General features: G+C 54.8%; 26 protein-coding genes. 13 read left to right on the forward strand and 13 right to left on the reverse strand.

Annotated features, from left to right (window positions below):
• Nucleotides 1-2: 2 nt before the first annotated feature.
• Genes ACREYP_RS14475 through flgB form a run of 7 tightly spaced genes read right to left on the reverse strand, consistent with a single transcriptional unit; the run spans nucleotide 3 to nucleotide 5,148 of the window.
• Complete coding sequence (locus ACREYP_RS14475; RefSeq protein WP_085938871.1) at nucleotides 3-698, reverse strand: flagellar basal body L-ring protein FlgH; 696 nt, start codon at nucleotides 696-698, stop codon at nucleotides 3-5.
• 55 nt (nucleotides 699-753) lie between these two features.
• Entirely contained in the window at nucleotides 754-1,536 is a 783-nt protein-coding gene (gene flgG, locus ACREYP_RS14480; protein ID WP_039291854.1) for a flagellar basal-body rod protein FlgG, read from the reverse strand.
• 30 nt (nucleotides 1,537-1,566) lie between these two features.
• A complete protein-coding gene (locus ACREYP_RS14485; RefSeq protein ID WP_008453495.1) occupies nucleotides 1,567-2,322 on the reverse strand; it encodes a flagellar basal body rod protein FlgF in 756 nt (251 codons plus the stop codon).
• A 20-nt stretch (nucleotides 2,323-2,342) separates the two neighbouring features.
• On the reverse strand, nucleotides 2,343-3,593 hold the full coding sequence (gene flgE / locus ACREYP_RS14490; RefSeq protein ID WP_008453497.1) for a flagellar hook protein FlgE: 1,251 nt from the start codon (nucleotides 3,591-3,593) through the stop codon (nucleotides 2,343-2,345).
• A 26-nt stretch (nucleotides 3,594-3,619) separates the two neighbouring features.
• On the reverse strand, nucleotides 3,620-4,318 hold the full coding sequence (gene flgD / locus ACREYP_RS14495) for a flagellar hook assembly protein FlgD (RefSeq protein ID WP_008453498.1): 699 nt from the start codon (nucleotides 4,316-4,318) through the stop codon (nucleotides 3,620-3,622).
• Nucleotides 4,319-4,329: 11 nt separating this feature from the next.
• Entirely contained in the window at nucleotides 4,330-4,734 is a 405-nt protein-coding gene (gene flgC / locus ACREYP_RS14500; protein WP_008453499.1) for a flagellar basal body rod protein FlgC, read from the reverse strand.
• A 3-nt stretch (nucleotides 4,735-4,737) separates the two neighbouring features.
• On the reverse strand, nucleotides 4,738-5,148 hold the full coding sequence (gene flgB, locus ACREYP_RS14505) for a flagellar basal body rod protein FlgB (protein ID WP_008453500.1): 411 nt from the start codon (nucleotides 5,146-5,148) through the stop codon (nucleotides 4,738-4,740).
• 159 nt (nucleotides 5,149-5,307) lie between these two features.
• Here flgB and flgA point away from each other — a divergent pair, with 159 nt between their 5' ends.
• The 3 genes from flgA (at nucleotide 5,308) to flgN (ending at nucleotide 6,784) form a co-directional block, all read left to right on the forward strand.
• On the forward strand, nucleotides 5,308-5,967 hold the full coding sequence (flgA, locus tag ACREYP_RS14510) for a flagellar basal body P-ring formation chaperone FlgA (RefSeq protein ID WP_008453501.1): 660 nt from the start codon (nucleotides 5,308-5,310) through the stop codon (nucleotides 5,965-5,967).
• Nucleotides 5,968-6,062: 95 nt separating this feature from the next.
• Nucleotides 6,063-6,356: a flagellar biosynthesis anti-sigma factor FlgM gene (gene flgM, locus ACREYP_RS14515; RefSeq protein WP_045782042.1), complete on the forward strand. Its 294-nt coding sequence runs from the start codon at nucleotides 6,063-6,065 to the stop codon at nucleotides 6,354-6,356.
• Between the two features lie 2 nt (nucleotides 6,357-6,358).
• Complete coding sequence (gene flgN / locus ACREYP_RS14520) at nucleotides 6,359-6,784, forward strand: flagella biosynthesis chaperone FlgN (protein ID WP_336817766.1); 426 nt, start codon at nucleotides 6,359-6,361, stop codon at nucleotides 6,782-6,784.
• A gap of 54 nt (nucleotides 6,785-6,838) precedes the next feature.
• Here flgN and ACREYP_RS14525 read toward each other — a convergent pair whose 3' ends face one another.
• The 5 genes from ACREYP_RS14525 to rimJ form a co-directional block, all read right to left on the reverse strand.
• A complete protein-coding gene (locus ACREYP_RS14525; RefSeq protein ID WP_008453505.1) occupies nucleotides 6,839-7,321 on the reverse strand; it encodes a cold shock domain-containing protein in 483 nt (160 codons plus the stop codon).
• A gap of 77 nt (nucleotides 7,322-7,398) precedes the next feature.
• Nucleotides 7,399-8,934: a murein biosynthesis integral membrane protein MurJ gene (gene murJ, locus ACREYP_RS14530; RefSeq protein WP_166875183.1), complete on the reverse strand. Its 1,536-nt coding sequence runs from the start codon at nucleotides 8,932-8,934 to the stop codon at nucleotides 7,399-7,401.
• Nucleotides 8,935-9,047: 113 nt separating this feature from the next.
• Nucleotides 9,048-9,971: a Gfo/Idh/MocA family protein gene (locus ACREYP_RS14535; RefSeq protein WP_336817767.1), complete on the reverse strand. Its 924-nt coding sequence runs from the start codon at nucleotides 9,969-9,971 to the stop codon at nucleotides 9,048-9,050.
• A gap of 2 nt (nucleotides 9,972-9,973) precedes the next feature.
• Complete coding sequence (locus ACREYP_RS14540) at nucleotides 9,974-10,621, reverse strand: YceH family protein (protein ID WP_008453511.1); 648 nt, start codon at nucleotides 10,619-10,621, stop codon at nucleotides 9,974-9,976.
• Nucleotides 10,622-10,624: 3 nt separating this feature from the next.
• A complete protein-coding gene (rimJ, locus tag ACREYP_RS14545; RefSeq protein ID WP_008453513.1) occupies nucleotides 10,625-11,215 on the reverse strand; it encodes a ribosomal protein S5-alanine N-acetyltransferase in 591 nt (196 codons plus the stop codon).
• A 229-nt stretch (nucleotides 11,216-11,444) separates the two neighbouring features.
• On the opposite strand from rimJ, the gene mdtH reads away from it, so the two are divergent.
• The 9 genes from mdtH to ACREYP_RS14590 all read left to right on the forward strand — a co-directional run bounded on the left by mdtH (nucleotide 11,445) and on the right by ACREYP_RS14590 (nucleotide 18,213).
• Nucleotides 11,445-12,659 (forward strand): multidrug efflux MFS transporter MdtH, encoded by a 1,215-nt coding sequence (gene mdtH, locus ACREYP_RS14550; protein WP_166865567.1) that lies wholly within the window; start codon nucleotides 11,445-11,447, stop codon nucleotides 12,657-12,659.
• A 98-nt stretch (nucleotides 12,660-12,757) separates the two neighbouring features.
• Nucleotides 12,758-13,318: a lipoprotein gene (locus tag ACREYP_RS14555; protein ID WP_008453518.1), complete on the forward strand. Its 561-nt coding sequence runs from the start codon at nucleotides 12,758-12,760 to the stop codon at nucleotides 13,316-13,318.
• A gap of 153 nt (nucleotides 13,319-13,471) precedes the next feature.
• Nucleotides 13,472-14,518: a dihydroorotase gene (gene pyrC, locus ACREYP_RS14560; RefSeq protein WP_166993742.1), complete on the forward strand. Its 1,047-nt coding sequence runs from the start codon at nucleotides 13,472-13,474 to the stop codon at nucleotides 14,516-14,518.
• Between the two features lie 75 nt (nucleotides 14,519-14,593).
• Complete coding sequence (gene dinI / locus ACREYP_RS14565) at nucleotides 14,594-14,839, forward strand: DNA damage-inducible protein I (RefSeq protein ID WP_008453524.1); 246 nt, start codon at nucleotides 14,594-14,596, stop codon at nucleotides 14,837-14,839.
• Nucleotides 14,840-15,138: 299 nt separating this feature from the next.
• The gene (bssS, locus tag ACREYP_RS14570; protein WP_008453527.1) at nucleotides 15,139-15,393 is read left to right on the forward strand and encodes a biofilm formation regulator BssS; all 255 of its coding nucleotides are present in this window, start codon (nucleotides 15,139-15,141) and stop codon (nucleotides 15,391-15,393) included.
• Nucleotides 15,394-15,522: 129 nt separating this feature from the next.
• A complete protein-coding gene (gene solA, locus ACREYP_RS14575) occupies nucleotides 15,523-16,644 on the forward strand; it encodes an N-methyl-L-tryptophan oxidase (protein ID WP_008453528.1) in 1,122 nt (373 codons plus the stop codon).
• A gap of 46 nt (nucleotides 16,645-16,690) precedes the next feature.
• Complete coding sequence (locus tag ACREYP_RS14580; protein ID WP_071530454.1) at nucleotides 16,691-16,804, forward strand: DUF2770 family protein; 114 nt, start codon at nucleotides 16,691-16,693, stop codon at nucleotides 16,802-16,804.
• A 264-nt stretch (nucleotides 16,805-17,068) separates the two neighbouring features.
• Nucleotides 17,069-17,623, forward strand: coding sequence for a cytochrome b (locus ACREYP_RS14585; RefSeq protein WP_008453530.1), 555 nt, complete (start codon nucleotides 17,069-17,071; stop codon nucleotides 17,621-17,623).
• A 17-nt stretch (nucleotides 17,624-17,640) separates the two neighbouring features.
• On the forward strand, nucleotides 17,641-18,213 hold the full coding sequence (locus ACREYP_RS14590; RefSeq protein ID WP_008453531.1) for a YceI family protein: 573 nt from the start codon (nucleotides 17,641-17,643) through the stop codon (nucleotides 18,211-18,213).
• Between the two features lie 32 nt (nucleotides 18,214-18,245).
• Here ACREYP_RS14590 and trhO read toward each other — a convergent pair whose 3' ends face one another.
• Nucleotides 18,246-19,298 (reverse strand): oxygen-dependent tRNA uridine(34) hydroxylase TrhO, encoded by a 1,053-nt coding sequence (gene trhO, locus ACREYP_RS14595; RefSeq protein ID WP_008453532.1) that lies wholly within the window; start codon nucleotides 19,296-19,298, stop codon nucleotides 18,246-18,248.
• A gap of 224 nt (nucleotides 19,299-19,522) precedes the next feature.
• Here trhO and ACREYP_RS14600 point away from each other — a divergent pair, with 224 nt between their 5' ends.
• A complete protein-coding gene (locus tag ACREYP_RS14600; RefSeq protein WP_008453533.1) occupies nucleotides 19,523-20,446 on the forward strand; it encodes a Kdo(2)-lipid IV(A) acyltransferase in 924 nt (307 codons plus the stop codon).
• The last annotated feature ends 19 nt before the right edge of the window (nucleotides 20,447-20,465 follow it).

Genomic DNA, 20,465 nt, shown 5'->3' on the forward strand with positions numbered 1-20,465 from the left:
GCTTACATCGGCGATACGTTAAGGAAGAAGCGCTGCAGCCAGCCCATATTCTGCGCTTCATTAATGTAGCCGTTACCGACATACTCAATTCGGGCATCCGCCACCTGGGTCGACGCAACGGTGTTGCTGCCGCTGATGGTGCGCGGGTTCACTACGCCAGAGAAGCGGATAAACTCCGTCCCCTGGTTGATGGCAATCTGTTTCTCACCTACGACGTGCAGGTTTCCGTTGGCCAGCACCTGATCGACCGTCACCGTCAGCGTGCCGCTGAAGGTGTTGCTGGCGTTGGCGCCGCCTTTACCGTTAAAGCCATTGCTGCCAGAAGCGCTCAGGTCAGCTTTTCCTCCTCCCAATAGCCCCGAAGCAAAAGTCGGGACCGTGTCGAAGCCGAGGGCCGATTTTCCATCGCGGCTGGCGTTCGCCGAGGAGCTCTTACTGGCGCTGACGTTTTCCTGAAGCTGGATGGTCAGAGTATCGCCGATATTACGTGGACGACGGTCTTCAAACAGCGGCTGATAGCCGTAGTTCATCGGCTGTGCGGTCTGGAATATTGATCCGTTAATCGTTGGCGAAGGACCAGGCACCGGCTGCGCGGTCGTGGCCCCTTCAACCAGCGGTTTACTAGGCACTAAGGCGCAGCCGCTTACGGCAAACACCAGACTCAGGAGAACAGGACGGAGCACCATTGGGTTTTGCATTGCTTTCATCTTCAGGTCACGGCAGCCGACGCGCTTTCACGCGTCGGCAAACGCCTTACATTTGCGTCAGTTTTTGCAGCATCTGGTCGGTGGTGCTGACCGCTTTGCTGTTGATTTCGTAAGCGCGCTGAACCTGGATCATGTTTACCAGCTCTTCAGCAACGTTTACGTTTGAGGTCTCAACATAGCCCTGGTAGAGCAGACCTGCGCCGTTCAATCCCGGTGTGGAATCGTTTGGCGCACCGGATGCCTGCGTTTCGGTGTAAAGGTTTTCACCAATACTTTCCAGGCCGGTATCGTTCATAAAGGTCGTCAGGTTCAGCTGCCCTACCTGCACCGGCGCGGTCTGCCCTTGCAGAGTTGCGCTCACCACACCGTCACGGCCGATAGTCAGGCTCAGCGCGTTTGCCGGCACGGTAATCGCAGGCTGTACCTGGAAACCGCCCGCCGTCACCAGCTGTCCATTTTGGTCAACCTGGAAAGAACCGTCGCGCGTATAGGCGGCGGTACCGTCCGGCAGCAGAACCTGGAAGAAACCTTCGCCTTTGATGGCCACATCTTTGCTGTTGTCCGTTTTAGACAGGTTGCCCTGGCTGTGCAGACGCTCGGTGGCCACCGGACGAACGCCGGTCCCGATCTGTAAACCGGACGGCAGCGTCGTCTGCTCAGAAGACTGAGCCCCCGGCTGGCGAATGGTTTGATAAAGCAAATCTTCAAACACGGCGCGTTGACGCTTGAAACCATTGGTGGAGACGTTTGCCAGGTTGTTGGCAATCACATCCATATTGGTTTGCTGTGCATCAAGGCCCGTTTTGGCGATCCATAAAGAATTGATCATGTTTGAATCCTGTAATAAGTAAGCCGGGCGTTAGGTCATTTGCAGCAGCGTGTTAGCGCGCTGTTCGTTTTCATCAACGTTGGCGATAACTTTCATCTGCATCTCAAAACGACGGGCGTTGGCGATCATATCCGCCATCGCCTCTGCCGGTTTGACGTTGCTGCCTTCCAGTACGCCGGACATCACCTTAATCGTTGGGTCGGCCTGCGCGATGGCACCGCGTGTCGCCTGGGCGGCGGGGTTCAAACGAAACAGCCCGTCATCCCCGCGCACCACCTCCTGCTGCGTGGCTTTCACCAGCTTCAGTCGGCCAATCGGCGCCACGGTATTTGGCGGGTCGCCCGGGTTCAGCGCGGAGATAGTTCCGTCCGCGGCGATGGTAAGCTGCGAACCTTCCGGCACCGCAATCGGGCCACCTTCACCGATAACGGGCCGGCCGCCAATGGTCAACTGACCGGCAGGGCTGACCTGAATGTTACCGTTGCGGGTATAGCCTTCTCCGCCGTCCTGCGTCTGCACCGCCAGCCAGCCATCCTGCTGCAAAGCAACGTCCATCGGGCGCGAGGTGTAGTCCAGCTGACCAGGCGTCATATCAGCCCCTGGCGTTGAGGCAATCACCAGGGTACGAGTTGGCAGAGAAAGCCCTTCCACCGGGACAGCACGCAAAGCATTAAGCTGCGCGCGGAAGCCCGGTGTGGAAGCGTTCGCCATGTTGCTCGCCGTGACTGACTGTTGATTCAGCGTCTGGCTGGCAGCGCCCATGGCGGTGTAGATTGCATGATCCATTAAGCCGTCCCTTCAGGCGCTTAGCGCAGGTTAACCAGGGTGTTGAGGATCTGGTCCTGGGTTTTGATGGTCTGCGCGTTCGACTGATAGTTACGCTGCGCGACGATCATGTTGACCAGTTCTTTACTCAGATCCACGTTCGAAGACTCCAGCGCGCCGCTGGTCAGGGTTCCGAAGTTACCGGTGCCCGCCAGGCCCAGCAACGCAACACCGGAAGAGTTGCTTGCGGTCCAGACGTTATCGCCCTGGGACTGCAAACCTTCAGGGTTCGCAAAGTTGGACAGCACGATTTGCCCCAGAAGCTGGGTCTGCTCGTTGGAGTAGTTCCCGACCACGGTGCCATCGTCGTTAATCTGATAAGACGTCAGGTCACCCGGCTTGTAGCCGTTCTGGTTGGTCGCCACGATGTTGTTAGACCCGGTGTTCTGCTGCATGGAGTTCTGGAAGCTCAGCGCGAAGGTCGCAGGTGTCGCGCCGTTGGTGACGCCGGTGGTCACGTTGATGCTGGTTGGCAGCGTGTTCGGGTTTGGAATCGGATCGGCGGCATTGGCAGTAATCCCCTGCAGGTTGCCGTTGTTGTCGAAACGCATAAACCCGGCGGACGTTGCCGTAGAACCCGCTACGGAAGAGTCTTTGGTGTAAACCTGCCAGGCGTTATCCGCGCTCTTAACGTAGTAAACATCCATACCATGGGCGTTACCCTGGCTGTCATAAACGGTGACCGTGCCCTTCTTGTTGTAGCTGTTCGCATTGGTAGGATCGAACGGCGTTACGGTCGGGATCTTATCGGTAGAGTTCAGGTTGATCTGCTGGGACGCAGTGGTGGTGGTCTTCGCCGGCATCAGCGTGTTCGGGATCGACAAGCCTACCGGGTTGGCGCCCTGTTGAATGGTTGGCGGCGTGCCGGTTGCCGGGTAACCGGTCAGCTGCAGGCCCTGCATGTTCACCAAATTACGGTTTTCATCCAGCTTGAACTGGCCGTTACGGCTATAGAACACCGAGCCGGAGCTGTCTACCAGGCGGAAGAAGCCGTTCTGGCTGATAGCGACGTCCAGGCCACGACCGGTCCCGGTGGTAGTCCCGTCGCCAAAGTTCTGGGTCACGCCCGCGACTTTAACGCCCAGGCCCACTTTAGAGCCTGCGAACATATCGGCAAAAGAGACCGAACCTGATTTAAAACCGTAGGTGGCGGAGTTGGCAATGTTGTTACCAATCACGTCCAGGTTGGTGGCCGCAGCATTTAAGCCGCTGACCGCTTGAGAAAACGCCATGTCTTACTCCTGCTTAGGTTATAGGCTTAAATAATTTGCCTGATTGCATCGAGGGTCGTAGAACCGTAGGTCCCGAGATCCAGTTTGAGGCCATCTTTGCCGTTGATAACACCGCTCACCATAGCGAAGCCCAGCGGCTGAGCCACCAGCTGTGTCCCGCCATTCGTGGCATTGATCGCCACGGTATAAGAGCCGTCCGGCACGTTGGTGCCGTCGTTGGCGCTGCCGTCCCAGGTAAAGGTATGCACCCCGGCACTCAGTCCACCAATCTCGATAGTACGCACCACTTTGCCGTCTTTATCGGAGATGGTGGCCGTGACTTTGTCCGCCGCCTGCTGCAGCTCGACGCCAAACGGCGTGGTGCTGATGGTGTTGGTTTTTGAATCGGTCCCCGCCAGGATTTTATTGCCCGGGATCATAACGCCATGGCCAATCAGGGCGCTGGCCTGCAGAGACTGGTTCTGGTTGATCTGGCCGGAAACGGAACCCAGCGTGGTGTTAAGTTTTTCGATGCCGCTAACGGTACTGATCTGCGCCAGCTGCGTGGTCAGTTCGTTGTTCTGCATCGGGTTGGTCGGATCCTGGTTTTTTAACTGCGCCACCAGCAGGGTCAGAAAACTCCCCTGCAGGTCTGCGGCGCTGTTGCCGGTCAGGCTGTTTTTCGATGCACCAGCCGTAGGATCAACATTGTTAGTCGGATCGTTCACTTTGACTGCAATGGACATATAGGCTCCTGTTACTGACCGAGAGTGAGCGTTTTCATCATCATGCCCTTCACGGTGTTGAGCACTTCGACGTTGGCCTGATAGCTACGGGAAGCGGACATGCTGTTGACCATCTCCCCGACCACATCAACGTTTGGCATACGCACGTAGCCGCGCGCGTCCGCAAGCGGGTTACCCGGCTGGAAAACCAGCTTGTCCGGCGCATCGCTCTCAATCACTTTGGTCACTTTAACGCCACCGGTCGCCGCGCCAGGGGCGGCATCCACCTGGAAAACGACCTGTTTTGCGCGGTAAGGCTGACCGTCTGGTCCGGTGACGCTGTCGGCGTTGGCGAGGTTACTTGCCGCCACGTTCATGCGTTTGGACTGGGCCGTCATAGCCGAACCGGCGATGTCGAAAATATTGAGTAAGGCCATCGATTATCCCTGTAGCACCGACATCATGCTTTTGATTTGCCCGCCAAGCACCGTGAGGTTTGTTTGGTAATTCAGGCTGTTATCGGCAAACTGCGTACGTTCACGGTCCATATCGACGGTGTTACCGTCCATGGCGGGCTGGTCAGGTACGCGGTAAAGGAGATCGAGCGACGGAGTGGAGTGGGTTTCTGCCGGGATATGGCGTGCCGAAGTGAGCGCCAGAGACATGCCGCCTCCTTCAACGCGTCCGCGCTCCATCACTTTTTTCATTTCACTGGCAAAGTCGATATCGCGCGCCTGAAAGCCCGGCGTGTCGGCATTGGCGATATTCGCGGCCAGAATCTCTTGGCGCTGAGCACGCAAATTAAGCGCTTCTTGCTGAAATCGCAGTGCGGCGTCCAGTTTATCGAGCATGCTTCCTCCATGGTCCATAGAATTAGGAATCGTCCGAAAGCTTAAATCCCCTTACGCGTACGCGATGGGTGGAATAAACGCAAAATACGTCGCTATTTATCGCCTTGATCAAAACGACTCGCGGTTAAAATCACCGCAATCTGAATACGGAGAAGCGCGATGAGAAGTCTGAAAATCTTGAGCGGTATAGCCAGTTTGCTGTTCGGCCAGTTGGCTATGGCGAGCGCACTCGATCAGCCGCTGACTGAGTATTTTCAACAGCGACTGGCGGGGATCAGCGATGACGTCAGCGTCAAGGTGAAAACGCCAGAGGCTCAGCTTCCAGCCTGCCCTCAGCCAGAATTCTCAACGCCCGGCAATGCCAAACTATGGGGCAACGTTAGCGTCATGGCCCGCTGCGGCAGCGACAAACGGTTTATCCAGGTTCAGGTGATTGCCACGGGCCAGTATGTGGTTGCCAGCCGCCCTATCTCCCGTGGTGCAAGGATCGATGCCAGTAGCGTGCAGTTAACCCAGGGGCGCCTTGACCAACTGCCGCCACGGACTATGCTGGATCTCGGCCAGGCGACGGACGCCGTTTCACTTCGGGATATTGCCCCCGGGCAGCCGGTGATTCAGACGATGGTACGCCAGGCCTGGCGAGTAAAAGCCGGTCAGCAGGTTCAGGTGATTGCCTCCGGCGAAGGCTTTAGCGTCAACGGAGAAGGCAAAGCGCTTAATAACGCCGCCGTCGCGCAAAATGCCCGCGTTCGCATGTCCTCAGGGCAGGTGGTGAGCGGGACGGTGGATGCTGATGGGAATATTCTGATTAATCTATAATCTTTTTAAAGATTCCGCGGCGACTGCCGATAGTACTATCAACAAATGATACTGACTGGCTCTTACGCCGCGAGCCCCTCGATGAGGAGAGAACAATGAGCATTGATCGCACGTCGCCACTGAAACCGGTAAGCACTGTTCAACCACGTGAAACCAGCGATCCACAGACGCTGAAAAGCCGTCTTGAAAAATCCACTACCGCCAACAGCACCAGCGTAAAGCTGAGTGATGCGCAGGCCAAACTGATGCAGCCCGGCACCGGCGATATCAACATGGAACGCGTTGAAGCGCTGAAGACGGCCATTCGTAACGGCGACCTGAAGATGGATACCGGCAAGATCGCCGACGCGCTGCTCCAGGAAGCCCAAAGCTATTTGTCGAGTAAATAACGGTGAGTCGTCTGTTAGAAGTGCTGGACCAAATGACCGCAGTGCTGAATTCACTTAAAGAGGTGATGGACGCTGAACAGCTGCAGCTTTCCGCAGGCCAGATAAACAGCAATGCGCTGCAACGTATAACTGAAGATAAAAGCTCGCTGCTGGCTACGCTGGATTACCTGGAGCAACAGCGTCGCGCGGAACAAAACGCCGGGGCGGTCACCAGCCTGGACGTTAGCCAGCGCTGGCAGACGATCACGCAAAAAACCCTGCACCTGCGGGACATTAATCAGCATAACGGTTGGTTGCTGGAAGACCAGATGGGCCGCAATGAGCAGGCTATTGCCGTGTTAAAACCGCATCAGGCACCGGACTTCTATGGTGCCGATGGGCAGGCAACGGCGCAGGGCAGCCGCGGCGGCAAAAAAATCACGATCTGATTCTCCTCGCCAATGAAAACAGCTGGTCAACGCTCTCCTTGACCAGCTGCTTGCTTATTTCAGCGATTTCAAGACTTTTACCGTCGCCTCAATATCAATCTCATCCTCTGAGAACAGATGTGTTTCGCCCTGGAAGGTGGTCACGGCCAGTTTTTTCACCGTGCGCATTTCCCCTTCTTTTTTCTCTGCCTTCGGGCGAATGCTGTTCATCAGCAACCCAACCGACAGCACCGCATTTTCTTTATCAATCTTCCCGTCCGCGGGCTCTTCTTCGCTGTACACCACGAAAGATTTGATCGAGGTGATTTTAAGCCGCTCGCCCGCAATAAACAGATGCTTGCTCTCAGGCTCCACTTTCACAGCAAACGCCGACAGCCCTTTATTATTGGTTCCCGGCTCGAAGGTCACCGACGCGTCCTTTTTGATAAGTTCCGGGTTGGCGACTTTAATCACGTGGAAATAACGGTTTTCACCGTTTTCATCTTTGATAAATCCGAAGCCCTTCTCTTCGAACCAGGTTGTGATTATTCCTCTCATCGCTCTGTCACCTAATTAACCTTTCAACATATAAAGAATAGGGCGGCGTGACGAAACCGTCATCCACCCAGAAAAAATCAAATTGTGCGGCGGGCGAAATCTTTCAACCTGAAGCCCAACAGCAACAATGTCGCAAAATAAGCGACGATGCCGGCCACCACCACCGCCATCAGCCGCAGCAGGCGATAAGGCATGTTGCCCAGATCCCACGCAGGCATAACATACATTATCCCAATCAGTACCGCAGACATCACCAACACGGCGGCGACCAGACGCAGCAGAAATGCCGTCCAGCCGGGCTGTGGCTGGAAGATATCCTGCTTACGCAGCTGCCAGTAAAGCAGCGAGGCGTTAATACAGGCCCCCAAACCAATCGACAGGGAAAGTCCGGCGTGTTTTAGCGGGCCGATAAACGCGAGGTTCATTAGCTGCGTCAAAATCAGCGTCACGATAGCGATTTTAACCGGGGTTTTAATGTCCTGCCGGGAATAGAAGCCTGGCGCCAGAACCTTAACCACGATAAGCCCCATCAGGCCGACCGAATACGCCACCAGCGCCCGCTGGGTCATCAGGGCATCGAAAGCTGAGAACTTACCGTACTGGAACAAAGAGACGGTCAGCGGTTTTGCCAGAATTCCCAGCGCCACCGCGCTTGGGAGCGCCAGCAGGAAGCAAAGGCGCAGCCCCCAGTCCATCAGGCGGGAGTATTCATCGTGGTTGCCGGTGGCAAAACTCTTCGCCAGCGACGGCAGCAGAATAGTGCCTAACGCCACGCCTAAAACCCCAGACGGAAACTCCATCAGGCGGTCGGCATAATACATCCAGGAAACCGATCCGGACACCAGGAACGAAGCAAAGATGGTGTTGATGATCAGTGAAATCTGGCTGACGGAAACGCCGAGAATAGCCGGCCCCATCTGTTTGATAACCCGCATTGCGCCCGCATCCTTAAAGCTGATACGCGGCAGCACCAGCATGCCAATTTTCTTCAGGTGCGGCAGCTGATAGGCCAGCTGTAATACGCCCCCTACCGTTACCGCCCAGGCCAGCGCCAGAATCGGTGGATTAAAGTGCGGGGCGGCAAACAGCGCGAAGCCAATCATGCTGAGATTAAGGAACGTCGGGGCAAAGGCTGGCACAGAGAAACGGTTCCAGGTATTGAGAATTGCCCCCACCAGCGACGCCAGCGAAATCAGTAAAATGTACGGGAAGGTAATGCGCAGCAGGCTCGACGTTAGCGCAAATTTATCCGCCGTGTCGGCAAAACCCGGCGCAGTGACCAGAATAACCCAGGGCGCCGCAAGCATCCCGAGGACGGTGACCAGCGCCAGCGCAAGCGTCAGCAGCCCGGAAACGTATGAGACAAAGACGCGCGTGGCATCTTCGCCCTGCTTACTTTTGTATTCGGCCAGAATGGGCACAAACGCCTGGGAGAACGCGCCTTCGGCAAAGATTCGGCGCAGCAGGTTCGGCAGCTTAAAGGCAACAAAGAAAGCATCCGTCGCCATCCCTGCCCCAAATACCCTTGCCACAATGGCGTCGCGCGCGAAACCAAGCACGCGTGAAAACATGGTCATCGAGCTGACGGCTGCCAGCGATTTTAAAAGGTTCATTTATTCTGTTATTCCACAAACATGAACGCCTGCAATGCAGGCGTACATGGATGATGACAAGTCGGCATAGTCTACCGATACGGCGCTGAATTGCTACCGCGATATGTTACAGCTTATTCGCTAATTGCCTCGCGCCAGAGCTTCTCGACGACACGCTGCGCCAGCAGCGCCTGCTCGCCGGAGGTTTCCGGGACAGTTTGGTTCGCCACGCAGTCGATAAAGTGACGCGCACAGCCCGCAAAGCCGCGCTGTTCCAGCGTGGTTTGCCAGCCGGGAATGGGCTGTTCCACCACACCGACGCCGCATTCTTCGCGCCACTGACGCATGTCCGTTACCTCATACAGCCCGCCGTCAGTCACCGCCTGCACCCACTCTCGCTGGCTTCCGGCGCGGCGATGCATACTGGTGGTCACGCTCAGGTTGCCCTGGCTGAAATGGTGTTCGGCGTACAGCATTTGCCCTGATTCATTGGTTTGCAACGTCCCGCTTTGCAGCTGGGCACTGCCGCCGCCAAGCCAGAGTGCGGTATCCACGACGTGAAGATAGTCATCAAGCAGCGTGAAGCGCAGATCCCCCGGGCCGACGCTGTCGCTGCGGTGTTTGTCCATCCGCAAGGATGCCCCGGCAGACAGCTTTGCCTTTAACTGCTGGTAACGCGGGGCAAAACGGCGGTTAAAGCCCACCATCAGGGTGCGTTTTTTGCGCTCTGCAAGCTCCACCAGCTTTTCGGCGTCAGCCAGATTTTCCGCCAGCGGCTTATCCACGCAGACGCTGACGCCCGCATTGAGCAGATCATTCACCACCGCGTAGTGGGAACTGGTGGCGCTATGCACAAAAACAGCATCGCACTGCGCCGCCAGATTGCTGAGCGAATCGATATACGGCATACGCCAGGTTTCACACACCGGCAGCGCTTTCGCTTTGGTCGGTGAAAATGCGCCCACCAGCGACCAGTCGTCGGATGCCCCCAGAACCGGAAGCCAGGCTTTCTGCGCGATCCCGCCCAGCCCCACGACGCCAATACGTAATTTCGTCATCCTTAATCTCCCAAATGCGCCAATAAGGAATCCAGACGCTGTTTAAGTTCGGCGACTTCAGTTTCCAGCGCGGCCACTCGCGCGCTGAGATCGTCTGCAACCGGGCTGATACTTTGTTCCGGGGACACTGACGCCTCAACCTCACCGCTGAAAAGATGCATATAGCGGCTTTCTCGTTTACCCGGCTCACGCGGCAGACGCACGACAAACGGCCCATCTTCACGGCCAGCCAGCCCTTCCAGCGTCGCTTCTACCTGCGCCATATCGGTGAACTCAAACATTCTCCCGGCACGGCTGCGCAGCTCACCCGGCGTTTGCGCGCCGCGCAGCAGCAAAGTCGTAACCACAGCCACTTCCGCTGGCGCTAGCTTTAAATGACCAAACTCGGAGTTGCAAAAACGCTGCTCGTATTTCGTCACGCGGTTGCCAAACCCGCTGACGGTTCGCAAATAATGGCCTTTGACCAGCCCGTCCAGCGAGTCCTGGACTTCATGCTCTTTCAGCTCCATCACCGGTTCACGGTTTGTTTTCTGATTACAGGCGGTCACCACGCCGTTGACGGACATCGGATATTGCTCTGGCGTAGTGAGCTGTTTTTCCAGCAGGCTGCCGATAACGCGGGCTTCAATCGCCGTTAACTGATACTTCATCTTTTAAACTCCACGACCTGGGGTCCAGTCTTGATTAACCAGCGCGGTGAGAACGTGATCCCGCCATACGCCGTCAATCAGCAAATAATCCTTTGCATAGCCTTCTTTTTCAAAGCCCAGGCGCGCCAGAAGGTCGCCGCTGCGCTGATTATGCGGCATATAGTTGGCCATAATGCGATGCACATTTTGGCTACGTTGCATATAGCGAATGGCGCTGGCCAAGGCCTCGTACATTAGTCCCTGCCCCTGCCACTTTTCACCGATGGAGTACCCGAGAAAGCAGGCATGGAAGGAGCCACGCACCACGTTGGAGAAGTTGGCGACGCCGATAACCTCTTTTTCTTCCGGGTCGAGCAGCGCGAAGTAGTACGCGCTACCCTGCTTGTGCATTTCACTTATCATGCCCAGCCTTGCCTGCCAGCCCGAAGGATAGCAGTAGCTCTCATCCCGAACGGGTTCCCAGGGTTTCAGAAACAGGCGATTTTCCGTGTAGTAATCCGCCAGGCGCCAGGCATCTCGCTCATGAACCAGACGCACCACCAGACGGTCAGTCACCAGGCGAATTTTTGGTGCGTTACTGCGGTAGCCAAACATGTTTATCCCACTCCTTCATCCCGGTTAACGGGGCTCATCTTGTTACTATACCTGCGCCTGACCGCCGTGTGAAAACAACAACATGAAGCGACATCACTTTTTTCGATTAAAGCCTTGAATCAAACTCGTTGCACGATAAAAAAATATTGTCCTGCATCAGGTATTAAAAGCCCGAATGCCAAGCGAGAATAAAGACTTGTCGCGTTTAATTAAGTTCCCTGGAGGGGAGATGTCGCGGGTGGCGCAGGCAAGGAGCCTGGGTAAATATTTCCTGCTGCTTGATAACATGTTAGTGGTATTAGGCTTTTTCGTTGTCTTCCCTTTGATTTCCATTCGCTTCGTTGACCAGTTGGGCTGGGCCGCTTTAATGGTCGGGATTGCCCTGGGTCTGCGTCAGTTTATCCAGCAGGGGCTCGGTGTCTTCGGCGGCGCGATTGCCGACAGGCTGGGCGCTAAACCGATGATTGTCACCGGCATGCTGCTGCGGGCCGCAGGTTTTGCCACCATGGGCATCGCCACGGAACCCTGGATGCTATGGCTTTCCTGCCTGCTCTCCGCCATTGGCGGAACGCTGTTTGATCCGCCCCGCTCGGCGCTGGTCGTCAAACTGGTTCGCCCTCAGCACCGCGGCCGCTTCTTCTCCATCCTGATGATGCAGGACAGCGCGGGCGCGGTGATCGGCGCTCTGCTGGGTAGCTGGCTGTTGCAGTACGACTTCCGTCTGGTATGCGCCGTCGGTGCCGTAATGTTTGTCCTGTGCGCCGCGCTTAATGCCTGGCTGCTGCCCGCTTATAAGCTTTCAACGATCCGCACCCCAATGCGCGAAGGCATGGGGCGCGTGTTTCGAGATAAACGCTTTATCACCTATGTTCTGACGCTCACCGGCTATTACATGCTGGCGGTGCAGGTCATGCTGATGCTGCCGCTGATGGTCAACGACATTGCCGGTACCGCGTCGGCGGTAAAATGGATGTACGCCATTGAAGCCGCGCTTTCGCTGACGCTGCTCTACCCTATCGCCCGCTGGAGTGAAAGGCGCTTCCGCCTGGAGCAACGCTTAATGGCAGGCCTGGTGCTGATGACGGTGAGCCTGATGCCTATTGGCCTGGCCTCCAACCTGCAGCAACTTTTCGCCCTGATCTGTACCTTCTACATCGGCTCAATCATCGCTGAGCCTGCCCGGGAAACGCTCAGCGCCTCGCTGGCGGATGCCCGCGCTCGCGGCAGCTACATGGGGTTCAGCCGTTTGGGCCTGTCGCTGGGCGGCGCACTAGGTTACACCGGCGGTGGCTGGCTGTTTGACGCAGGTAAAGCCCTGCAGCAGCCGGAATTACCCTGGGCCATGCTCGGCATTATCGGCTGTATCACCCTTGCCGCCCTGTGGTGGCAATTTAGCCTTAGACCCGTTGAGCCAACGATGCTGGAACCTGGCGGGCAGGGATAATTTTCGCGTATCATCTTTTTCCGGTAGCCGCTCCCGCCGTGCCGCATTATGCTGATAAAGCAAGGCACGGCATTGGAGCCGCTATTTTGAGGAAGCCTATGAAGAAGATTGTTTTTGCCGCAGCATTGATGCTTAGCGGCCTGCTCTCAGGATGCAACCAGTTAACGCAGTACAGCGTGAGCGAACAGGAAATCAACCAGTCGCTGGAAAAACACAATAACTTCTCGAAGGATATTGGCCTGCCCGGCGTGGCTGAAGCCCATGTGGTGCTAACCCATTTAGTCAGTCAGATAGGACGGGAAGAGCCGAATAAAATTACCCTGACCGGCGATGCCAATCTCGACATGACATCCCTGTTTGGTAACCAAAAAGCCATCCTGAAGCTCAAGCTGAAAGCACTGCCGGTGTTCAATAAAGAGCAAGGCGCCATCTACCTGCAGGAAATGGAGGTGGTTGACGCTCAGGTCGAGCCGCAAAAAATGCAGACCGTACTGCAGACCATGATCCCTTACCTTAACCAGTCCCTGCGCAGCTACTTCAATCAGCAGCCTGCTTATATCCTGAGCGAAGACCGCAGCACCGGCGAGTCGCTGGCGAAGAAATATGCCAAAGGCATTGAAGTAAAACCCGGTGAGATAATCATTCCGTTAACGGAATAGCCTCTGCCCCTCAGAGCCGTTCATGCGCTCTGAGGGTTTTGTACAACATGAGCAACATAAGGGGTGCAAACGATAACGTTTCCCCTTATCCTTAGTGCCCGGCATAAAACCAGCCCTTGATGACTGATTTCCCTCTCACGCCGGAGCACATTGATGACCGCATTACCTCAGGTATTAAAAATCCGCCGCCCAGATGACTGGCATATTCACCTTCGTGACGGTGAGATGCTGAAAACCGTGGTGCCTTACACCAGCCAGACCTATGGCCGCGCGATTGTCATGCCCAATCTTGTGCCCCCTATTACCAGCGTGGAAGCCGCTATCGCTTATCGCCAGCGTATCCTTGATGCGGTTCCGGCCGGGCAAAAGTTTGAGCCGCTGATGACCTGCTACCTGACCGACACGCTGGATCCCAACGAAATCGAACGCGGGTTCAATGCAGGCGTGTTTACCGCCGCCAAGCTTTACCCGGCGAACGCCACAACCAACTCCGCTCACGGCGTAACCAGCACCGCAGCCATTCTGCCGGTGCTTGAGCGTATGCAGAAAATTGGCATGCCGCTGCTGGTGCACGGCGAAGTCACCCATGCTGATATCGATATTTTCGATCGCGAAGCACGCTTTATTGAAACCGTCATGGAGCCGCTGCGTCGCCAGTTGCCTGAGCTGAAAGTGGTGTTTGAACATATCACCACCAAAGATGCCGCCCAGTATGTGAAAGAAGGCAACTCGCTGATTGGCGCGACTATCACGCCTCAGCACCTGATGTTTAACCGTAACCACATGCTGGTGGGCGGAATTCGTCCTCACCTTTATTGCCTGCCGATTCTGAAACGCAGCATCCACCAGGAAGCACTGCGCGAGCTGGTCGCCAGCGGCTGCGATCGCGTGTTCCTCGGCACCGACTCTGCGCCACATGCGCGTCATCGCAAAGAAGCCAGCTGCGGCTGTGCCGGCTGCTTCAACGCGCCTTCCGCGCTCGGTGCCTATGCGACGGTATTTGAAGAAATGAACGCGCTGCAGCATTTTGAAGCTTTCGCTTCGCTGAACGGCCCGCGCTTCTACGGCCTGCCGGTCAATGAAGAGCACATCGAGCTGGTTCGCGTCGCTGAGAAAATGCCAGAACTGATTGAAGCCGGCGACGACAGCATCGTGCCGTTCCTGGCGGGTGAAGAGGTCGTCTGGTCCGTTAAAGGCTAAATTTTTCAACGCCCCCTGTTGCTTACTGGAAATTAAGCCTGTATAAATATCCAGTATATTGTACAGGGGGTCGTTATGCGTATTGAAGTCACTATAGCCAAAACCACACCATTACCAGCCGGGGCTATCGATGCCCTTGCCAGTGAGCTTTCCCGCCGTATCAATCAACATTTCCCCGACACCAGCAGCGAAGTGCAGGTACGTTATGCCTCCGGCAATAACCTCTCCGTGCTGGGCGGTGCCAAAGAAGACAAAACGCGAATCAGCGAGATCCTCCAGGAAACCTGGGAAAGCGCTGACGATTGGTTCTCTGCCGACTAATACCCTCAAGTATGTTGGTACTTTTTGCCGGGTGTCGCCATCCGGTTTTTTTTATTTCCCTCGCCGATTTGATTATTTTTTAAACGCCGCTAAAGTCTTTCCTGCCTTTCTTTCCGATTACATCGGAATAGCCTGTCGATTTATTGTTCGCTTTTCTCGGATAATGTGGAAAAAGTGTTACCAGGTAATTATTTCATCCCCATGACCGCAAGAGTGTTGATATACTTAAGTCGCTTCACCATAAATCACGCATGAACCTCACTAGTCGTTGTCTTTAAACACGTATAAAAGGGGTTATGATGGAAAAAAATAGTGATGTTATTCAGACTCATCCCCTCGTCGGATGGGATATCAGCACCGTCGACAGCTACGACGCCATGATGCTGCGCCTGCATTACCTGACATCCAATAATCAGAAGCACGATGAAACCGAAATCGGTCAGACCCTCTGGCTGACCACCGATGTCGCCCGGCAATTTATTTCCATCCTTGAGGCCGGGATAGCCAAAATTGAATCCAGTGATTACCAGGAAAGCGATTATCGCAAGCATTGACGACACATGCTTAACAATGGCCACAGGCACCCAACGGGGTGCCTTTTTTATTTTAAGCGTCACCGTCAATTGCATCGTTCCGGTGAATTAATTACCCTGCTACAGATAATTTTCCACAGAGAAAAGCTTATGAACTACGACCTCATCATTGTCGGCAGCGGCTCCGTCGGTGCCGCCGCAGGCTGCTATGCCACACACTCGGGCCTGAAGGTACTGATGATCGACAGCGGCCACCCGCCGCATGACCAGGGCAGCCACCACGGCGACACTCGCCTGATGCGCCATGCTTATGGCGAAGGTGAAAAATATGTCCCGTTGGTCCTGCGAGCACAAAAACTGTGGGATGCCCTGGCGGAAGCCAGCGGTGAGAAGCTCTTCCACCGCACCGGGGTCATTAACCTGGGGCCATCTGATTCGCCCTTTATTCGCAATGTCGCCTCCAGCGCAGAGAAATTTTCCCTGCCGGTTGAAACCCTGGACGCCGCCGCCATTGCCGCCCGCTGGCCGGAGATTGCTGTGCCTGAAAACTACGTCGGCCTGTTTGAGACGGACTCAGGCGTGCTGAAAAGCGAGCTGGCCATCGAAACCTACATCAACCTTGCTAAGCAAGGCGGCAGCGCTCAGCTTTTTAACTGTAGGGTGACGGCGATCCGCCACGGCGACGAAGGTGTCACCGTCGTGACTGAAGAAGGTGAATATCACGGGAGCAAACTGCTGGTCAGCGCGGGGACCTGGGTTACCAAACTGCTGCCTGACCTGCCGATCGCGTCGGTTCGCAAAATCTTTGCCTGGCACCAGGCCGATGGGCGCTACAGCGAGAACAACAAATTCCCGGCGTTTACCGCAGAAACACCCAACGGCGATCAGTATTACGGCTTCCCGGCGGAAGACAACGAACTGAAGCTGGGCAAGCACAACGGCGGACAGCTGATTGACTCCCCCGAGCAGCGTAAACCCTTTGGCGCCGTCGCCAGCGATGGGTCTGAAGTCTTTCCGTTCTTGCGCGAATTTTTACCCGGCATCGGCTGCTGCCTGCACGGTAAAGCCTGCACCTATGACAATTCGCCGGATGAAGATTTCATCATTGATACTCTCCCCGGCCATGACAACACCCTGATCATTACCGGGCTGAGCGGACACGGGTTCAAATTCGCCTCTGTTTTAGGCGAAATTGCCTGCCAGTTTGCTTTGGGTCAAAAACCTGCCTTTGATTTATCCCCGTTTGTACTTTCTCGCTTCAAAACGGCGTAGAATCCCCGAGTGGCGGGCATTTCCGCCACTTTTCCTTGGGGCCATCATGATTCGCTTTTTTCAATTTTTAACCAACAATATTCGCGAACACTTTATTCTGTATCTTTTTCTCTGGGCAATACTTGCACTTCTCGATCTGGCTTATATCTATTTCTTTTGATTATTCAGACTCCTGTTATATTGACAATTATTGACGTAAAATTAATTAAATATAGTTTTAGCGCAAATAATTAACCGTCAATAAATACTCTTCTCAATCAAAAACGATCATATTCATTCGACTCTACTGAACGCCTGCCGCGAGTGTTATTCAAAAAAACAGACATACAATAAATATATATCGAAATACGGATATTTATGTTGATCTGCTGTTAACAGAACGCCTATGTTTTAGCTTCTTTAGAAAATACATGGACGCATAAATATGCAATGGCGAAACTCATCCGAACGCTATGGACATTTTTCGGTTCTCCTTCACTGGCTGGTTGCCGCCACGGTTTACGGTATGTTTGCACTCGGACTCTGGATGGTGACGCTGGGCTATTACGACGTCTGGTACCATAAAGCACCAGAAATACATAAGAGCATCGGCATCTTGTTAATGTCAGCTCTGGCTATTCGTATTCTCTGGCGCTTTATATCGCCTCCGCCGCCACCGTTAAAAAGTTATTCACGTCTGACGCGCATCGGCGCGCTTACCGCACATATTTTGCTGTATGCATTATTGTTCGCCATTTTGCTGAGCGGGTATCTGATTTCAACGGCTGACGGTAAACCCATTAGCGTGTTTGGCTGGTTTGATGTGCCCGCCACGCTAACCGACTTCGGGGCGCAGGCCGACCTTGCCGGGACAGTTCATCTCTGGCTGGCGTGGACCGTGGTGATTGTTTCCGTTCTACACGCTCTTGCGGCCTTAAAGCACCATTTTCTAGATAAAGATGCCACCCTCAAGCGCATGCTGGGGAAAGCATCCCGTTAACTATGGAGAGTAAGACAATGAAGAAAATCCTGCTGGGAGCCACCTTAGGCGCTCTGTTATTCACCACCGGCTCCGCCGTGGCCGCTGACTATAAAATTGATAAACAAGGTCAGCATGCGTTTGTGAATTTCCGTATTCAGCATCTCGGCTATAGCTGGCTGTACGGTACCTTCCGTGATTTTGACGGAACCTTTACCTTCGACGAGAAAAACCCTTCGGCAGATAAAGTCAACGTCACCATCAACACCACCAGCGTGGATACCAACCATGCCGAACGCGACAAACACCTGCGTAGCGCAGAGTTCCTCAACGTGACTAAGTTCCCGCAGGCTACCTTCGCCTCAACGGAAGTAAAAAAAGACGGTGAAGCTTTAGATATTATCGGCAACCTGACGCTGAACGGCGTGACAAAGCCGGTTACGCTGAAGGCTAAGCTGATTGGTCAGGGTAACGATCCGTGGGGCGGCGTGCGCGCGGGTTTTGAGGCCGAAGGTAAAATTAAGCTGAAGGACTTCAATATTACTCAGGATCTGGGGCCAGCTTCTCAGGACGTTGATCTGATTATTTCTGTCGAAGGCGTGCGTCAGTAAAAAGACTCCCCCGGCGAACCGGGGGAATGTTATTACTTCTCGGGGTCAGGAATACCCAGCGTGGTATTCAGCATCCCACGAGATTTATTAAAGATCTTATTCCCGTTTTCGCGGCCTGCCCGGCGGCGGCGCTGTTCTTCTGGAGATAGCGCCAGCTCATCACGGCATACTTCACTGCAGCAGCCAGAGAATTTCTCAGCACAGGCCGGACACTGAATAAACAGCAGATGGCAGCCGTCATTTTTGCAGTTGGTGTGGCTGTCGCACGGCGTTCCGCACTGATGGCAATGGGCGATCACATCGTCAGATATACGCTCTCCCATACGCTCATCGAAAACAAAGTTTTTACCGACAAAGCGCACCGGCAATCCTTGCTCACGCGCGCGGCGCGCATATTCAATGATCCCGCCTTCAATGTGATACACATTTTTGAAGCCGTTATGGCGCATCCAGGCGCTGGCTTTTTCACAGCGAATGCCGCCGGTGCAATACATGACAATTTTCTTCTCTTTGTCATCCTGCATCATATCCACGGCTTTCGGCAGCTGCTCACGGAAGGTGTCGGCCGGAATTTCGACGGCGTCCTCGAAATGCCCCACTTCGTATTCATAGTGGTTACGCATATCGATAAATACCGCGCTCGGATCGTCGAGCATGGCGTTCACTTCCGCAGCCTTCAAATATTCCCCCACGTCACTTGCGTCAAACGTAGGGTCATCAATACCGTCAGCAACAATACGGTCGCGTACCTTCATGCGCAGCACCCAGAAGGATTTACCGTCATCTTCCAGAGCAATATTCAGGCGCAAATTATTTAAGGCCGGGTGGAAGGCATAAATCGCTTCGCGCAGGGCATCAACGCGGCTTTCCGGGACGCTAATCTGAGCGTTGATCCCTTCATGCGCCAGATAGACGCGGCCAAACACGTTCAGGCTCAGGAATAGCTGATACAGCGCATCACGGGTCGCCTGCGGCGTTTCGATAGTGAAATATTTGTAGAATGAGATGGTCGTGCGCGGCTCGGTTTCGGCAAGCATGCGCTCGCGCAGCTCCTCATTCGATACGCGGTTGTGTAACACTGGCATGGTGTTCGCTCGCAATCGTTGAAAAAAAGTGGGCTGCATCATAAAGCAAATAACGCTTATTTACATCCCCACGTTTTACGCTACATTTTGCTCACTCAGAGGCATCTGCGGCAACAATCGATGAAATATCAGGCACTCCGACGCCGCGTATTTTGGCTCTGCGCTAAAAAATGCCACAATGGAATGATTAGAAGATCCGGCAATTGCCGTCACAAAGGTTTTACATGACGAACTTACCGCAATTCTCCCGTGCATTACTGCACCCGCGCTATTGGCTCACCTGGCTGGGCATCGGCTTTTTATACCTGCTGGTGCAGCTCCCCTACCCGGTGCTTTATCGCATCGGCTGCGGGCTGGGCCGGCTGGCAAAACGCCTGATGAAACGTCGCGCGAAAATAGCCTACCGCAATCTTGAACTCTGCTTCCCGGACATGAGCGAGGAAAAACGCGAGCAGATGGTGATCGCCAACTTCGAGTCAGTCGGTATGGGGCTGATTGAGACCGGCATGGCCTGGTTCTGGTCTACGGAGCGCATCAATAAATGGTGCCACTACGAAGGCGTGGATATTGTTAAAGGCATCGAGAAAACGGGCCAGGGCATTTTGCTGATTGGCATTCACTTCCTGACGCTGGAGCTGGGCGCCCGTATTTTCGGCATTAAAACGCCGGGCATCGGCGTTTACCGCCCAAACGACAACCCACTGCTGGACTGGCTGCAGACCTGGGGGCGCATGCGCTCCAATAAGAGCATGATTGACCGCAAAGATCTGAAAGGCATGATCCGCGCGCTGAAAAATGGCGACATCATCTGGTATGCCCCGGACCACGATTACGGCCCGAGAGGCAGCGAGTTTGTACCGTTCTTTGCCGTTGAACAAGCCGCGACCACCACGGGAACCTACACGCTCGCCAAACTCTCCGGCGCCTGCGCCGTGCCGTTTGTTCCGCGTCGCCTGCCGGGCGGCAAAGGCTACGAGCTGACGATTATTCAGCCAGAGCTGAACCCACCTCTTGACAGCCCGGAAGCAACGGCACGCTGGATGAACAAAATTGTAGAGAAGTGCATCCTGATGGCACCGGAGCAGTATATGTGGCTGCATCGCCGCTTTAAGACGCGCCCGGAAGGTATGCCCGACCGTTACCAATAATGCTTAACAGCCGCCTTTT

This window comes from Enterobacter sp. TMH.L2 (assembly GCF_050847315.1).
Classification (GTDB): domain Bacteria; phylum Pseudomonadota; class Gammaproteobacteria; order Enterobacterales; family Enterobacteriaceae; genus Cedecea.

Coding starts and splice junctions, on each gene's coding strand:
- murJ (WP_166875183.1), bottom strand. CDS start 8,934: ATGAACCTTTTAAAATCGCTGGCAGCCGTCAGCTCGATGACCATGTTT.
- ACREYP_RS14600 (WP_008453533.1), top strand. CDS start 19,523: ATGACGAACTTACCGCAATTCTCCCGTGCATTACTGCACCCGCGCTAT.
- flgD (WP_008453498.1), bottom strand. CDS start 4,318: ATGTCCATTGCAGTCAAAGTGAACGATCCGACTAACAATGTTGATCCT.
- ACREYP_RS14555 (WP_008453518.1), top strand. CDS start 12,758: ATGAAGAAGATTGTTTTTGCCGCAGCATTGATGCTTAGCGGCCTGCTC.
- ACREYP_RS14525 (WP_008453505.1), bottom strand. CDS start 7,321: ATGAGAGGAATAATCACAACCTGGTTCGAAGAGAAGGGCTTCGGATTT.
- ACREYP_RS14475 (WP_085938871.1), bottom strand. CDS start 698: ATGCAAAACCCAATGGTGCTCCGTCCTGTTCTCCTGAGTCTGGTGTTT.
- flgC (WP_008453499.1), bottom strand. CDS start 4,734: ATGGCCTTACTCAATATTTTCGACATCGCCGGTTCGGCTATGACGGCC.
- dinI (WP_008453524.1), top strand. CDS start 14,594: ATGCGTATTGAAGTCACTATAGCCAAAACCACACCATTACCAGCCGGG.
- trhO (WP_008453532.1), bottom strand. CDS start 19,298: ATGCCAGTGTTACACAACCGCGTATCGAATGAGGAGCTGCGCGAGCGC.
- flgB (WP_008453500.1), bottom strand. CDS start 5,148: ATGCTCGATAAACTGGACGCCGCACTGCGATTTCAGCAAGAAGCGCTT.
- rimJ (WP_008453513.1), bottom strand. CDS start 11,215: ATGTTTGGCTACCGCAGTAACGCACCAAAAATTCGCCTGGTGACTGAC.
- flgE (WP_008453497.1), bottom strand. CDS start 3,593: ATGGCGTTTTCTCAAGCGGTCAGCGGCTTAAATGCTGCGGCCACCAAC.
- ACREYP_RS14540 (WP_008453511.1), bottom strand. CDS start 10,621: ATGAAGTATCAGTTAACGGCGATTGAAGCCCGCGTTATCGGCAGCCTG.
- pyrC (WP_166993742.1), top strand. CDS start 13,472: ATGACCGCATTACCTCAGGTATTAAAAATCCGCCGCCCAGATGACTGG.
- mdtH (WP_166865567.1), top strand. CDS start 11,445: ATGTCGCGGGTGGCGCAGGCAAGGAGCCTGGGTAAATATTTCCTGCTG.
- ACREYP_RS14590 (WP_008453531.1), top strand. CDS start 17,641: ATGAAGAAAATCCTGCTGGGAGCCACCTTAGGCGCTCTGTTATTCACC.
- ACREYP_RS14585 (WP_008453530.1), top strand. CDS start 17,069: ATGCAATGGCGAAACTCATCCGAACGCTATGGACATTTTTCGGTTCTC.
- ACREYP_RS14485 (WP_008453495.1), bottom strand. CDS start 2,322: ATGGATCATGCAATCTACACCGCCATGGGCGCTGCCAGCCAGACGCTG.
- flgG (WP_039291854.1), bottom strand. CDS start 1,536: ATGATCAATTCTTTATGGATCGCCAAAACGGGCCTTGATGCACAGCAA.
- flgM (WP_045782042.1), top strand. CDS start 6,063: ATGAGCATTGATCGCACGTCGCCACTGAAACCGGTAAGCACTGTTCAA.
- ACREYP_RS14535 (WP_336817767.1), bottom strand. CDS start 9,971: ATGACGAAATTACGTATTGGCGTCGTGGGGCTGGGCGGGATCGCGCAG.
- flgA (WP_008453501.1), top strand. CDS start 5,308: ATGAGAAGTCTGAAAATCTTGAGCGGTATAGCCAGTTTGCTGTTCGGC.
- ACREYP_RS14580 (WP_071530454.1), top strand. CDS start 16,691: ATGATTCGCTTTTTTCAATTTTTAACCAACAATATTCGCGAACACTTT.
- solA (WP_008453528.1), top strand. CDS start 15,523: ATGAACTACGACCTCATCATTGTCGGCAGCGGCTCCGTCGGTGCCGCC.
- bssS (WP_008453527.1), top strand. CDS start 15,139: ATGGAAAAAAATAGTGATGTTATTCAGACTCATCCCCTCGTCGGATGG.